Source organism: Mucilaginibacter terrae (assembly GCF_031951985.1).
In the GTDB taxonomy this organism is placed as follows: Bacteria; Bacteroidota; Bacteroidia; order Sphingobacteriales; family Sphingobacteriaceae; genus Mucilaginibacter; species Mucilaginibacter terrae_A.
Window position 1 is genome coordinate 4,468,531 of record NZ_JAVLVU010000001.1, and the last position, 15,219, is coordinate 4,483,749.

15 protein-coding genes are annotated in these 15,219 nt (G+C 40.1%); all 15 read left to right on the forward strand.

Annotated elements, in window-relative coordinates; translation table 11 throughout:
* The first annotated feature begins 8 nt into the window (after nt 1–8).
* The 15 genes from QE417_RS19105 (at nt 9) to QE417_RS19175 (ending at nt 15,202) form a co-directional block, all read left to right on the forward strand.
* On the forward strand, nt 9–650 hold the full coding sequence (locus QE417_RS19105) for a hypothetical protein (RefSeq protein ID WP_311952429.1): 642 nt from the start codon (nt 9–11) through the stop codon (nt 648–650).
* 192 nt (nt 651–842) lie between these two features.
* Nucleotides 843–2,111 carry an MBOAT family O-acyltransferase gene (locus QE417_RS23745; RefSeq protein ID WP_311952431.1) on the forward strand — a complete coding sequence of 423 codons (1,269 nt, stop codon included), beginning with the start codon at nt 843–845 and terminating at the stop codon, nt 2,109–2,111.
* Nucleotides 2,112–2,114: 3 nt separating this feature from the next.
* Entirely contained in the window at nt 2,115–3,173 is a 1,059-nt protein-coding gene (locus tag QE417_RS19115; RefSeq protein WP_311952434.1) for a hypothetical protein, read from the forward strand.
* Nucleotides 3,174–3,434: 261 nt separating this feature from the next.
* A complete protein-coding gene (locus tag QE417_RS19120) occupies nt 3,435–3,941 on the forward strand; it encodes an ArsR family transcriptional regulator (RefSeq protein WP_311952437.1) in 507 nt (168 codons plus the stop codon).
* A 39-nt stretch (nt 3,942–3,980) separates the two neighbouring features.
* On the forward strand, nt 3,981–5,774 hold the full coding sequence (locus QE417_RS19125; RefSeq protein ID WP_311952439.1) for an ABC transporter ATP-binding protein: 1,794 nt from the start codon (nt 3,981–3,983) through the stop codon (nt 5,772–5,774).
* A gap of 32 nt (nt 5,775–5,806) precedes the next feature.
* Nucleotides 5,807–7,087 carry a UDP-N-acetylglucosamine 1-carboxyvinyltransferase gene (locus tag QE417_RS19130; RefSeq protein ID WP_311952441.1) on the forward strand — a complete coding sequence of 427 codons (1,281 nt, stop codon included), beginning with the start codon at nt 5,807–5,809 and terminating at the stop codon, nt 7,085–7,087.
* 35 nt (nt 7,088–7,122) lie between these two features.
* Complete coding sequence (gene murB / locus QE417_RS19135) at nt 7,123–7,980, forward strand: UDP-N-acetylmuramate dehydrogenase (RefSeq protein ID WP_311952443.1); 858 nt, start codon at nt 7,123–7,125, stop codon at nt 7,978–7,980.
* A gap of 8 nt (nt 7,981–7,988) precedes the next feature.
* Nucleotides 7,989–8,870 carry a glycosyltransferase family 2 protein gene (locus QE417_RS19140; RefSeq protein ID WP_311952445.1) on the forward strand — a complete coding sequence of 294 codons (882 nt, stop codon included), beginning with the start codon at nt 7,989–7,991 and terminating at the stop codon, nt 8,868–8,870.
* Nucleotides 8,871–8,888: 18 nt separating this feature from the next.
* Nucleotides 8,889–9,833, forward strand: a complete 945-nt coding sequence (locus QE417_RS19145) for a glycosyltransferase family 2 protein (protein ID WP_311952448.1) — start codon at nt 8,889–8,891, stop codon at nt 9,831–9,833.
* Between the two features lie 5 nt (nt 9,834–9,838).
* The gene (locus QE417_RS19150; RefSeq protein ID WP_311952450.1) at nt 9,839–10,720 is read left to right on the forward strand and encodes a glycosyltransferase; all 882 of its coding nucleotides are present in this window, start codon (nt 9,839–9,841) and stop codon (nt 10,718–10,720) included.
* Complete coding sequence (locus QE417_RS19155) at nt 10,717–11,913, forward strand: glycosyltransferase (protein ID WP_311952453.1); 1,197 nt, start codon at nt 10,717–10,719, stop codon at nt 11,911–11,913. Before QE417_RS19150 ends, QE417_RS19155 begins: the two co-directional genes overlap by 4 nt.
* Nucleotides 11,914–11,922: 9 nt before the next feature.
* On the forward strand, nt 11,923–12,681 hold the full coding sequence (locus QE417_RS19160; RefSeq protein ID WP_311952457.1) for a glycosyltransferase family 2 protein: 759 nt from the start codon (nt 11,923–11,925) through the stop codon (nt 12,679–12,681).
* Nucleotides 12,681–13,622: a DUF6625 family protein gene (locus tag QE417_RS19165; RefSeq protein ID WP_311952459.1), complete on the forward strand. Its 942-nt coding sequence runs from the start codon at nt 12,681–12,683 to the stop codon at nt 13,620–13,622. Before QE417_RS19160 ends, QE417_RS19165 begins: the two co-directional genes overlap by 1 nt.
* A 17-nt stretch (nt 13,623–13,639) precedes the next feature.
* Complete coding sequence (locus QE417_RS19170) at nt 13,640–14,125, forward strand: acyltransferase (RefSeq protein ID WP_311952462.1); 486 nt, start codon at nt 13,640–13,642, stop codon at nt 14,123–14,125.
* A gap of 18 nt (nt 14,126–14,143) precedes the next feature.
* On the forward strand, nt 14,144–15,202 hold the full coding sequence (locus QE417_RS19175) for an acyltransferase family protein (RefSeq protein WP_311952465.1): 1,059 nt from the start codon (nt 14,144–14,146) through the stop codon (nt 15,200–15,202).
* Nucleotides 15,203–15,219: the final 17 nt, after the last annotated feature.

The following is a 15,219-nucleotide window of genomic DNA, read 5'->3' on the forward strand; positions in this document are numbered from 1 at the left end:
AGGTTATTATGGAAAAGTATCTGGATCGGCTTAATCCTAAATTAGTTGTATTTGATGTTTATCCTAAAGTGTTTGGTTTGGATGGCGTAGAGTCGGCATTAGATTTAATAGCTAATGATGATGTTGATGCAAAAGAATTCGAGCTTGCTGCAAGAGTTAATAACATAAAAACTTACAATACGCTTTTATATTCGTTTGTGAGGCAAAAGCTTTCGCTAAACGCAGGTTTTAAACAACCTGTGCATCATGCAGCCGATACTTACATTGCAGGTGGGTATGTGGAGAGTTACAAACAATACCGTTCAAAGCGGCCAATAACTAAAGGGGCATATGTTATAAACCAAAAACAAAAAGAAGCATTTGAACGCATAATTGAGAATTTGAAAAAAAGAAAAATTCCTTACGTGTTAATTCAGTCGCCTATTAGTAAAAAATTATATAGTTCGATAAGTAACAACGCTGAGATGGATAAACTTTTTTCGGGTTATGGGGCTTACCATAATTTTAATACATCCTTGTCATTTCCTGATAGCTTGTTTTTCGACGATAACCACCTCAATCAAAATGGGGTAAATATCTTTGATAAAAAGGTGATTGATCAAATGCATCTGCAAAAAAATGCAAGCGGGAAAATATCTTTAAAACTATAATAAAGCATCATTCTCAATATGCTATTTAACTCTCTAAGTTTTGCAGTGTTTTTACCAATAGTATTTATACTATATTGGTTTGTATTTAATAAATCGCTTAGGCTGCAAAACTTTCTGCTGCTCTTAAGTAGTTATTATTTTTATAGTTGCTGGGACTGGCGCTTCCTCTTCCTCCTGGCATTCTCAACTTTTTTGGATTACTATTCGGGATTAAAAATCCATAATTCACAATCGCAGCATTGGCGTAAAATATGGCTGGTTTTGAGTGTGGGTATAAACCTTGGTTTCCTTAGCTTTTTTAAGTACTACAATTTCTTTGCGCACTCCTTTGCCGATATGATGATGACCGGCTTTCATTATAAAATGAATGTATCTACCCTCAGTATACTATTGCCGGTTGGTATATCCTTTTATACATTCCATGGTTTATCATACGTGTTTGATATTTATAACCGCAAAATTGAACCTTCTACCAATTTTGTACAATATTCATTATTTGTAAGCTTTTTTCCGCTGCTGGTTGCTGGCCCTATCGAGCGTGCTACACACCTGTTGCCACAAGTTGAAAAACCCCGGCACTTTGATTATAGCCGTGCGGTAGACGGCTTGAGGCAAATATTGTGGGGATTGTTTAAAAAGGTAGTTATTGCCGATAACTGTGCACAAATAGCCAATATCGTTTTCAATAATTCTGACCATCATACAGCCAGTGCCCTGATATTGGGAGCATTGATGTTTACCTTCCAGATATATGGCGATTTTTCGGGGTACTCAGATATCGCCTTAGGTACGGCCCGGTTATTTGGTTTTGAATTGTTGCGCAACTTCGCTTACCCTTACTTTTCGCGTGATATTGCCGAATTTTGGCGCAGATGGCACATTTCGCTATCATCGTGGTTTAAAGATTATTTGTATTTCCCGTTAGGTGGCAGTCGTGGCGGAATGCTGAAAACCGTGCGCAATACCTTTATAATATTTTTGGTGAGTGGTTTTTGGCATGGCGCCAACTGGACCTTTGTGGTTTGGGGTGGTTTGAACGCCTTATTCATCATGCCATCAGTAATATTTAAAACCAACCGTAAAAATCTCGAAACAGTTGCACAGGGTAAATTATTTCCAAACCTGAGAGAATTATTGCAAATGGTAATCACTTTTGCGCTTACCGTATTTGCCTGGATATTTTTCAGGGCTGAAAGCCTGAGCCACGCATTCCGTTACATAAAAGGAATTTTCTCTCAAAGCATTTTTGCATCAACCAATGTACCGTTGGGCGTTTTACCTGTACTGGTAGTAGTATTTTTAATAATGGAATGGCTGGGGCGTGAAAATAAATATGCCATAGAAAAGCTAAAGGCAGGTAAAGTTCCTGCTATAGCCAGATGGGGGCTTTATTATACCATGGCGGCATTAGTGTATGTATATGCAAATAACGAACAGGTGTTTATATATTTTCAGTTTTAACAAATGAAGAAGTTTTTAACCCGTTTGTTATTGTTTTTTACGGTAACAGTTATTGTAAACATAGTGTTAAATAATACACTGCCAATAGCAGGTGATGAGCGCTTTGATAGCCGTTACCAGTACTTGCAGCAAAACATAAAACAGTACAACACGCTGTTTTTTGGCAGCAGCCGTACCTTGCGCCATATAATCCCTTCAGCCTTTGATTCGGTAAGCAGGGCTGGTAATGTGAATACCCGATCATATAATTTAGGCACTCCGGCTAATAAATCGCTCGAAACCTATACCCAATACGAACGGTTTTTAAATGACTACAAAGCTTCCGGGAATAAAAATATTAGTTACGCCTTTATCGAAATTCATCCCTTAGATGGCGTAACCAATAAAAACATGACCACCCGTAAAGGGTATTACTGGATGAGCAGTAGTAACATGAAGTTTATATGGAGCTATTTCAAAAGCACTATTCATAACTCTAAATCCAGGTTGCAGATGTGTGGTAACTATGCATTTGCTTACTTATTGCGCCAGATTGGCTTTAACTATATTGACCTTACCAAGCCCGACCCCGACAGGCAATTAAATATCGGCTTTAAAAAAGACGGCTACATATCACTTGAAGACGAGGTTAAATACACTAACAGCGATGACCGTCGTAAAGAATTGACTGATATCAGGGAGAAGTTTGAAGTTGATAGTAATTCGTTAAATACAAGAAGGATAGCGGTAGAAAACGAGTTTAAAACTGCTGATAAGCCACAAACGCCACCGTTAGCACACCTTCAAAAATTAAAACAGCTTTTAGAGAAATCGTCCCAGCTTGGAATAAAACTAACTTTTGTAATTCAGCCGAGGTTGGGTAGCTACACCGAAGTTTTAGCACTTAAAGCGGCGTTGCCACAAAACACGGTTATAGAAATTGCCAATCCATTAACACATACTGGTTTATGGCAAGTTAAAAATGCTTACGATGTTGGCCATATGAAGGTTGCCGGTGCAAAAATGTCAACCGTTCTTTTAGCGCAGCAATTTGATAATATTGTTAAGGTACAGACCCCCTAATTATACTGTTAGTTAAGATTGTGATTGAGTTTTTTGATTGTGATTTTAAATAAGATATGTTGGTGTAAATGTTAAGGTGAAATTAATTTATGATTAATTTGCATCTTAATCGTGCTTTTATTGATGTTTTTATAATTTTTGAGAAGTTTCGTTAAAAATATATTTGTTTTGAATGCAATCATTGAGTAGTTTTGTTACTCAAAGATTGGTGAATAAATGTTAGATGCTTTAATTACCTCGAAAACAAGATTGAAATTGCTGATGAAGTTTTTCCTCAACGGCGATAACAAATCTTATTTGCGCGGACTGGAAAGTGAGTTTGGAGAATCGAGTAATGCAATTAGGGTAGAGCTTAACAGGTTTGAGGATGCCGGTCTGCTGGTTGCCAAGGTTGATGGTAATAAAAAAATATACCAGGCTAATAAACAGCATTCGGTTTATAAAGATATTTATAACCTGCTTATTAAGTTTGTAGGCATCGATGAAATTATTGAGAAAGTTTTATGCCGCATTGGCGATTTGCACTCGGCCTACGTTATAGGCGATTTTGCGCGGGGCATTGATAATAAAATTATAGACTTGTTGCTGGTAGGCAATGAGCTTGATAAAATGTATGTTTATAGCTTGCTTGAAAAAGTAGAGCGCTTAATTGGTCGTAAGGTACGTGTGCTTATCGTATCGGCCGAAGAGGCGGAGAGCTTTACCAAAAACAACCCGCATTTGCTTATTTGGCATTGCGATACCAATGAAACTGCTGTAAAACTCTAACCCGGATTATTATTACGATACGAAGATTATAACAACTGTATGGCTTTAGACTTAAAACATTCTCCATTAGGATACTTCAGATATTTCTACGATACGCTGGGGAACCAGTTAATCTTCAATATTGTACTTTCGGTATTCCTGGGCTTGCTGGATGGTTTGGGTTTGGCATTGTTTATACCACTGCTGCAGTTTGTAAACGAAAGTGGCGGTGCTGGTAATGCCGATGCTATGGGTGGTTTGGCATTTGTGGTAAAGGCCTTTGGTTTAGTAGGATTGCCGTTAAACCTGGTAACCGTATTAGGTTTTATGGTTTTGGTTTTTGTTATAAAAGGCCTTTTAAACTATTGGCTGTCTATGGAGCAAATTGATTTGCGTCAGCGCTATATGATAGCCCTGCGCATGAAGCAGATCGAAGACCTTGACAACCTGAGCTACCAGGGCTTTTTAAGACTCGACGCCGGCCGCATACAAAACGCGGTTACTGCCGAGGTTGGCAAAAATATACAGGCCATGATTCAGTTTTTGGGTACCCTTAAATCGATCATCGTATTAATATCATATATAATTTTAGCGTTTATAGCCAACTGGCAGTTTGCCTTCTTTATTATTGCAGGCGGCGCGTTATCAAATTTCTTATACAAGCAAATAACTGAAAGTGTTAAGGCCACTTCAATCGAAATTTCGAGAAGAGGCAACCTCTTCAGTGGTTTTATAATTCAGGCCATACATGCTTTTAAATACCTGAAAGCCACGAATCATTTTTATGAATTTTCAAGCAAACTCAAAACCGTAATTGATGAGGTTGTAAAGTTAAATCGTAAAATAGGGCGTTGGCAATCAGTAACCGGTAGTACCCGCGAACCTGTTATCATCTTCATTGTGGCTGCCGTAATTATCATACAGGTAAACTTTATGGGCAGTACGCTGGGTTCAATATTACTAAGTTTATTGTTATTCTATCGTGCACTTAACGGCCTGGTGCTGGTACAAATGTCATGGCAGGGCTTTATGCAAAACTTAGGTGGTTTGCAATCTATTTCTGATTTAAAGGTGTTGATGCATAAAGAACGCGAAATTCAGCCCGAACTTAAGTTTGGCGAATTCACCAGTTCTATCGAGCTTCGGAATTTAAATTTTGCTTACAATAGCAAGCCGGCTCTTACTAACATCAATATGGTAATTCCTAAAAACCATACCGTTGCCTTTATTGGCGAGAGTGGGTCGGGTAAGTCAACGCTGGCTAACGTAATTACCACGCTACTGCGCACTACTGATGGCAATTTGCTGGTTGATGGTAAAAATATTTACGACTACAACTTAGATAGCTTTAGAACGCATATCGGGTACATTTCTCAAGACCCGGTTATTTTTTCAGATAGTGTGTACAACAACGTAACCTTCTGGGCCGAACGTACTGCCGAAAATGAAGAAAGATTCCGTGAGGTTATCAGGAAAGTATCGTTAGTAGAGTTTATTGAAAACTTGGAAAATAAAGAAGATACGGTGATGGGCGATAACGGTATTTTAGTGTCGGGAGGTCAAAAACAACGTATTTCTATAGCGCGTGAGTTATTTAAAAGAGTAGATATTTTAATACTTGATGAGGCTACATCGGCGCTCGATTCGCAAACCGAACGCTTTATACAAGATAGTATTGATGAGTTGCAGGGCGAGTATACCATGATCGTAATTGCTCACCGCCTATCAACCATTAAAAATGCCGATGTAATTTACCTGATGGATAAAGGACAGATATCAGCATCGGGTAATTATGAACAATTACTCAATATTTCAGAACGATTCCAGAAAATGGTATCATTACAACACGTATAACCAACCAATCCAATAATTAAAACGAATATAAAATGAAATCCAATTTAAAGGCATACATACAGGGCGGCCAAACACCATCGGGTCAAGTGCGTGTTAGCGGTGCCAAAAATGCCAGTACACGTTTACTAAGTGCTGCTTTAATTGCTGATGAAACGGTAACGCTCAACAACTTTCCAACCGAACTGGTGGATGCCCGCTACAAAATGGATTTTATTGATAAATGCGGCGGAAAAGTTACCATTAACGAGCTGGAGCAAACCGTAACAGTTGACCCAACAGGTTATGAGCTTGCCGATTTAACTGATTATAATTACCCTATCCGTACCACGTATTTGTTGGTTGCGGGTCAAATCAAACGTTCGGGTGTTGCTCGTATACCTTACCCGGGTGGCTGTAAAATTGGCGACCGCGGCTATGATCTGCACATGATGGTTTGGCAACAATTAGGTGCCACCGTTACCGAAAAACCTGATTATATTGAAGTGAGCGCACCTAACGGTTTTCAACCGGGCGAAATCAACTTCCCTATATCAACTATTGGTGGTACCGAAAACGCTTTAATTTCAGCCTCAATTGTTGATGGCGAAACTATTATAAAAAATGCTTACATCAGCCCCGAGGTTGATAGCTTGATACAATTTTTGCGTTCACTGGGTGCTAAAATTGATGTGGTTGGTAACAGCTTCATCAAAGTTGTTGGTGCTAAATACCTGCGTGGATCGATCTTCCAGGTGATGCCCGATCGTATTGAGGCTATTACCTGGATCGTTTACGGCATTATATCAGGTGGCCGTATTACGGTAGAGGATGTGCCTTTTGATACCATGGAAATTCCGCTGATACATTTAAAGCACATGGGTATCGATTTGTATCGTAATAATAACAATGTAATTGTATCTCCGGAGTGTTTAACCAACGGACAAATTCAACCTTTTGAATTGGCTTGTGGTACCCACCCTGGTATTATATCAGATATGCAGCCGTTTTACACCATGTTGGGCTTACACGCCAATGGTACCAGCCGTATTTACGATTACCGTTACCCGGAACGTTTAAAATATTGTGCCGAGTTAAACAAGTTTTACGATAATGCCTTAACCTGGAAGCCGGGCGCTATTACCGTAGAAGGTGGAAAATCTATCAGTGGCGCAGTAGCTGAGTCGACCGACTTACGCGGAAGTATGGCCGTTGTTATTGCCGGTTTACTGGCTGAAGGTCAAACCACTATTCATAATGTTGAAATGGCCCTGCGCGGTTACAACAACATGGAGCAAAAATTGAAAGATCTTGGCGTTAACATTACAGTAGAATAAGGCTATTTAACAGCACATTTAATCTACTAAAACCTATGAAGGCTTATACCAATTTTAATCTTAAAGAGTATAACTCATATCGCTTGAGTGCAGTGTGCCGCAACGCATACTTCCCGGAGTATGATGAGGATATCCGTAGCCTGTTTTCAGATCCCGATCAAAAAAAGATCGTACTGGGTGGCGGTTACAACGTTATCCTTTCTAAAGATTATTATGATGCCGATTTTGTAATATTTTCCGGTACGTACAATAACATTACCCTCAAGGGCGAAGACCAGATTAGCTGCCAGGCGGGGGTTGATATGAAAGACCTCAGCGAGTTTGCATTAGCTAATGGTCTTACCGGGTTAGAAATTTACTACGATATACCAAGCTCCTTAGGAGGTGCCGTGGTAATGAATGCCGGTGCGGGTGGCGAAGACATTAAAGCCCTGCTGATTGATGTTTATTATTACGACCCCAATAACGATACCTTTAATACCATTACTGTTGAAGAAATAAACTTTGAATATCGTAACAGCTTCTTTCAAAAGAATCCTGAAATGATTGTATGCCGTGCGTTGCTGCAGTTAAAAAAAGGTGATTCTGATGAAATTAAAGCCAAAATGGATAAAACCAAAGAGGCGCGCTGGGCAAAGCAACCGCGCGAATATCCTAATGCCGGCAGTGTATTCAAGCGCCCTCCGGGCAGGTTTGTTGGTCCTATGATTGATGAGCTGGGCTTAAAAGGTTACACCATTGGCGGTGCCAAAGTATCTGAAAAACATAGCGGTTTTATTATTAACCATGCTAATGCTACCGGTTCCGATATTATGGAACTCATCAGTAATGTGCAGGGTAGGGTAAAAGAAAAGTTTGAAGTCGATCTCGAAGTAGAACAACGTATTATATAATACTACATATGAGCAGTTATCCTTTGGTGAGTATTATTACGGGGTATTATAACCGTAAAGAAAACTTACAGCAATCTATTCAAAGTGTGCTTGATCAAAGTTATCCTAACTTTGAATATATCATATTTGATGATTGCTCAACAGACGGCACCTCTGAGCTTATTGCTGCCTTTAATGATCCGCGTTTGAGGGTACTAAGGCACGAAAAGAACATGGGCTTTACCAAGGGAATAATTGCAGCCATAGCCGAGTCAAGGGGCGAGCTCATTGCCATTCATGGTGCAGGCGATGTGTCGTTTAAAGAGCGGATAGCCAAGCAGGTACAGCACATGCTTGATAACCCTAACGTGGCTATTGTTGGTTGTTTGCTCGAAGATGTTTCTAAAGAGGGCAAAGTAATACATAATCCTATAGCTGATGCTAATGCCAAAGCCCACTTTACGCAGGGCGAGGTAATGTACCGCCGGTCGCAGTATTTTCAAACCGGTGGCTATAATGCTATTTTTAAATACGGCCAGTTTACAAACCTTAAACGCGAGTTGTTAAAACTTGGCGAAGCCGGTTTTGTGAACGAGTTATTATACCAGCGTATACACTTTGATAACGGTGTTACCAAGAACCCTAAAAAACGGGTTGAGCAGCGTATATACATGCACATAGGGCAGGAGCTGGCTATTAAGGAAAGTATATTTTATGTTGATGTATCATCCATCGCCATTAAAATTTGCCTCGAAAACCTTGATATGGTAATTGGTACGCCGCAGGAAGACTTGCTGGTATTCCATTTAAAAAAGAAAGGCTCATACGCCTACCTTTTATATAAGCTGTATAAACAAAAAGCGTTGAGTGCCAACTTTTTTGCGAAGCGGGTATTTAAATTGTTAAACTAACAAGTGCGGGCTTAAATAATGAGCGAGAATAGCCTACATACAAGTGCTGATAGCAATAGTGCAGAACTGGTATCTGTGATTATTCCTTGCTATAATTCGCAAAACTTTATACACAGGGCTATTAACAGTGTATTTGCTCAAACACATAAGCACTGGGAACTCATATTGGTTGATAACAACTCGGCCGATAATACTCTTGAGATGTTGAACACCTATGCCCAAAAGTATCCCGGGCTTATAAAGGTTTACCAGGAAACAAAAAAGGGAGCTCCGGCTGCACGCAATAAAGGTTTGGTACATGCACAGGGCGAGGTTATACAATACCTTGATGCTGATGACGAATTGTTGCCCGGCAAAATTGAAGGGCAGCTGAATTTAATGCAGCAGCAAGGGGCGCAATTAATAGCAGGTGAAGCTATTTTTGTAGCACGAAACGGTGAGACCGAAGTGCGCACACCGCGTAAACTTTATATAAATGATGCATGGGTTGCGCTGATAAAATCTCAGATCGGGATTACCAGCGCAAATTTATTTGGCAAGGCTGCCTTGCTATCCATAAACGGGTGGGATGAATCCCTAAAATCATCGCAGGAATATGACCTGATGTTTAGGATGATGCAAAACCCCGGTGTTAAAGTAGCCTTTGACCAACGCCCGCTAACACTGATACATAAATTGGAGAGTGGTATTTCGGCAAGTGATGATAAAAGCAGGTTTGCGCAGATTATTGATTCGAGGGTGCAATTGCGTTTGCGAATCAAAGATTTTTTGAAACAAGCAAATTTGCAAAGCCCCGAACGGGCTGATGCGGTGCAAACTTATATATATGATGAACTGATGCGTAACCGCTTCATTATTCCGGCTTATGTAAGCCAAAAAATGAAGTCGTTAGGTATGCGCATTCCGTTAAAGGTGCAGGTTAAGGATTCGCTGAATAAAATTAAAAGAACTATAAAAGGCTGATAAGTATGGTACAGGTATCAATCATCATTCCTACTTATAAAGACTGGCACCGCCTGGAGCTTTGCTTAAAGGCTTTAGCTGACCAAAGCTTTAGCCAAAATGCCTTCGAAATAATTGTGGTAAACAATTATGCTCATGATACCGTACCTGCAGGGTTTTTTACACCTGGCAACTGCACCATCATTACCGAAACCAACCACGGCTCATATGCCGCCCGTAACGCTGCACTGAAAATAGCTAAAGGCGATATTTTAGGCTTTACCGATTCGGACTGTGTACCTGATAAAGACTGGATTAAAAACGCGGTAGCGTATTTTACTACCCATGCTGATATTACAAGAATAGGTGGACCGCTGCACATATTTTTTAAAGGCAAAGGCCCAACCTTTACCGAATTGTTTGATATGAAATATGCCTTTCCACAGGAGAGCTATGCCAAATCGGGTTTTGCGGTAACGGGCAACTTATTTGTAAAGCGGGTGGTGTTTAATACTATTGGCCCGTTTGATGAAACTGTAGAATCGGGCGGCGATTACCTGTGGGGACAAAAAGCAGAGGCCGCCGGATTGAAAATAGCCTATTCGGCCGATGTTGCAGTAAACCACCCGGCCCGCGATTCAATTAAAGAACTTTACAAAAAGGAGAAAAGGGTAGGAAAGGGGCAAGCCAGCTTTTTACCTTATCAGCCGGGGCCAAAGCTCACAACCTTTTTGAACTACTTACGCCACTTTAAGCCAAATTGGATATATGTAAATGATATATGGCATAACACGCCCGGAACTACCAAAGTTCAGCGGTTATGGCTTATTCATTTGCAGCATTTTTTGGCTATGGTAAGATATCATCACAGGCTTAAACATCAAATAAAAAAGAGTAACAAGAAGTGAAGGTATTACACGTAAATACAGTTGATTTTGGCGGTGCGGCTACCGCATGTCTGCGCATACACAAAGGTTTGCTCAAACACGGTGTCGACTCTAAAGTGTTGTTTTTAAAGCGTACCAAAAACGTTGAAGAAACTTATACTTATTCGGATGCGCCAACAGGGCTTATAGGTCGCTTGTGGGACCGCGTGCTGGGCAAAATCAGGTTTATACGTGATAATGGTAAGATAGACAGGATACAGCAGAAGTTGAAGCCAGGCATGCTGTACTCCAATCCAACATCTTATCATGATATTACCAAAAGCCCGCTATATAAAGAGGCCGATATAATTCAGTTAAATTGGGTGCGTGGAATGATAGATGAACCATCATTTTTTGCCAAAAGCACCAAGCCCGTAATATGGCGTATGCCCGATTTATATACCTGCGGCGGAGGCTATCATTACGAAACCGGTTTCCCGTTTAACGAACTTGCTGCTGAACTGAAAACTAACGAAAAAACAAAGATAAAAGCGCTTAAAAAGGCTAACTTAACCATGGTGCCCATATCAAACTGGGTGAAAGAGAAAGCTGATGCAAGCCGTGTTATCGGGCGTTTTAAAAAGCAGGTTATACATAACGGCATTGATAGTAATAACTTTAAACCACACGATGCTGCTTTTGCACGTAACGAGTTTAACCTGCCACATGATAAAATAATTCTGTTGTTTGGTGCCGATATTCCGGCCGATGAACGTAAGGGTTACGGTTTGCTTTTGGATGCCCTGAAACTCATTAACCGCAATGATTTGTGCATTTGCGTTTTTGGCAGCGGCGAAGTGCCTAAGGCCGATAATGTATACCACGTGGGCCATGTAAATAGCGAAAAGGTATTGAGCATTCTATACTCGGCTGCCGATTACTTCATCATGCCTTCTATTGAAGAGGCCTTTGGGCAGGTAACCATTGAGTCAACCGCTTGCGGTACGCCGGTGGTATCGTTCCCTAATGGTGGCAGTAAGGATATTATTATTGATGGGCTGAACGGTTACCTGGCTGCCGATTTTACAGCCTCAGCATTGGCCGATGCTATAAACAAAGCATTGGATACCCAATTTGACCGTAAAGCAATTGTAGAAGATACGCTCACCCGGTTTAACATCAACGATAAAATAAACGAGTACATCACATTATATAAATCATTGTTAAAAGCATAAGTATATTTAATGAAGCTCTCTGTAATTACCATTAACTACAACAACGCCGCCGGTTTGCAAAAAACCATGCAATCGGTCATCACGCAAACGTATACCGATTTTGAGTACATCGTTATAGACGGTGGCTCAACCGATGGAGGTGTTGATGTAATTAAAGCTAATGAGCAGGGCGTAAATTATTGGGTTAGCGAAAAAGACCGTGGCATTTGGAATGCCATGAATAAAGGTATTGCCGTAGCCAAAGGCGAGTACTGCCTGTTCATGAATTCGGGCGATTACTTGGCAACACCTGCCGTTTTGGAGGAAGCCGTAAAATACCTCAACGGCAAAGAAATTATTTATGGCGATGTGTATTTTATTTATGAAGACGGCACCGTAAAAATACCTACTCACGAAGCCGACATCGACCTGTTTAAGTTAACCTATACCAACCTGCCGCACCAGGCCACTTTTATAAAAACAAGTTTGCTTAATGCCATTGGCGGTTATCGCGAAGAATATAAAGTAGCGTCCGACTGGTTTTTCCTGTTACAGGCACTGGTTGACCATAAGGCTGAGTTTGAGAAGATACCACTGATCATCAGCTATTTTGATAAAACAGGCGTTTCGAGCAGTATTGCTTCGGGGCATGAAAACCTGGATGCCGTAAAAAAGCATTACCCATACCTGTTAAGCCAGTTTGAACGTAATGCCGAATTGCGTTACTATCAGTTGTCAAAGCCTCATCAAATGCTTAAAAAGGTATTGCGAACAATAAAAGGCAAGTAATGGAAGCTACAAAAAACAACACACCCAAAATTGCTTTTGTAATACCTTATTACGGAAGGTTTCCGGCGTATTTTTCTTTGTTTTTCGACTCGATAAAGGATGCCCCGCTGGACATTATTATGTTTGCCGAAAGCATGCCTACCATGGCTTTACCCGCTAACGTAAAAGTTAACTTGAAGCCTTATGCCGAAATTCAGCAACTGTTTAACTCCAAACTGGGTATAAAAGTAGCGTTTGATAAGCCTTACAAGTTTTGCGACCTTAAACCTACCTACGGCTATATATTCGAAGAATACCTAAAAGAGTATGACTACTGGGGATCGATAGATACAGATTTGATCGTGGGCAACTTTGCCAAATTTGTAAATGCCGATACACTGAATAATATTGACTTTTTTAGTGGTATAAAAGAGTATGTGTCGGGTTCATTTTTCCTGTTCAGAAATACAGAGCGGTGCAATACCCTGTTTATGAAAAGCCGCGACTGGCAAAAATGCTTCCAGGAAGTGGAGTACACCGGCTTTGACGAATGCGGTGGCAACTTTTTCCAGGATCTAAAGGATGGCAAAAGCATCTTCGATATAAAAACCAACATACACAGCCTCACTGAAGTAATATTTACCGAGCAGCAACAGGGCTTGAACTGTTATTTTGAAGATGTAATACTTGAGCCCAGCGGCGAAGAAGCGGTAACTGTAAATAAAGGCCAGGTGTTGTACAGGGGAAAAGAATATCTCCTTGTGCACTTTATTTATTTTAAGGCTACCTATTATTTTCACATCAATCCAACGCTCAAGCCTACTTATTATATCAATAGCTTAGGTACTTTTAAAAAGTTTCCAAGCAAGGTAAATATGTTTTTTTCGGCCAACTTTTTTAATGCCTGCCGCAATAAGGTGAATATCAATTTGCGCAAAATTCACCCAAAGCTTAAAGTATAATCTAAACCCTGGTTAACATGATTTTTAAATTATTATTTAAGATAGAAAACTGGTACAAAACCAAACGGTCTGAATTCTTAAAAGTGTTTTTTGCTAACTGCGGCAAAAACGTTCAGATAGATTCGACCTGCGTAATACTGGGTTCGGGCGGGTTTAGTATTGGCGATAACACATACATATCGGCTTATACCACAATTTACGCAAGGTTTGGGGTAAGCATAGGAAAAAACTGTACCATTTCGAGCAATTGCGGAATTTCATCATACAACCATGTGCAAAATTCATTAAACCGTATTGCCGATGAACCTAACGATCATAAATACTCCAAACCGGTAAAAATTGGTAATAACGTTTGGATAGGCATGAACGCTTGTATTTTACCCGGCGTTGAAATTGGCGATAATGCCGTAATTGGCTCGGGTAGCGTGGTAACCAAAAGCGTACCTGCAAACGAAATTTGGGTAGGCAACCCTGCCCGTTTTATTAAAAAGCTCGAACTATAATCATAATATTGATACTTAATGCTTAAAGAGTTAGACGGCTTCAGGGCTTTAGCAGTAACCTTGGTTGTACTATTTCATGCCGGGTTTTACACCAAAGCAATACCCGGCTTTAATGAAGTGATAGGCACGGGTTATTTAGGCGTGCAGATATTTTTTATCCTGAGCAGTTTGTTACTCTCGAGGCAAAACCTGCTATATTACCCCCAAACGGTTAATAAAAAACAATATACCCTTACCTTTTTTAAAAAGAGGTTATTGCGCATAGTGCCGCTTTATTTAATCTCGTCTATTGTTTTAGCAGCATTCAGCTATAAAAGCATCGATTTTAGTTTTTGGAAGATCATTCAGTACGTTCTGTTTATAAAAGACGACCTGCATGTAAATGTGGTTATATGGTCGTTGTTTGTTGAGGTAAGGTTTTATATTTTATTGCCTGTGCTCATGGGCGTGCTGTTTTCTTTACAAAAGCATAAAGTAACTATATTCCTGGTACCGGTACTCGTTATTTTGTATAGCTACTGGTATCGTTATACACAACTTAGCCTGCCTTACAATAAAGAAATTTCGGAGCGGTTATATTCCTCACTTTCGGCCAATGTAGATTGTCTGGGCTGGGGGATGATCATTGCTATACTTTATGAACGGTATAAAGCTCTTTTATTTAAACCGGCAACTATAACAGCCATTGCAACCCTGCTGCTGGTGCTTATTTTTGGCTTAATGTATGTACAGTATCATAAGGTTTATCCGCCATTGGTGCGTATTGTAACGCCGTTAAACAATATATGCTGGAGTGCACTTATACTGATGGTAATGCTGGGTAAAACCACTATATTTAATAAAATACTATCGGCTAAAGCAGCGGTGTATGTATCCATGCTGTCGTATAGCATTTACCTGTGGCACTTGCCTATACGTACTTATATAGTGGAGGTATTACAACAACTTTTAACCGGTAATTCGGCAAAATATATTGTTGTATTGCAGCTTATACTAACCTTGGGTTTATCTTTACTGGTATCAGCCCTGAGTTATCGTTTTATAGAAAAGCCTTTTTTGAACAAAAAAAGCGCCTGATAAATTAAATTACAGTA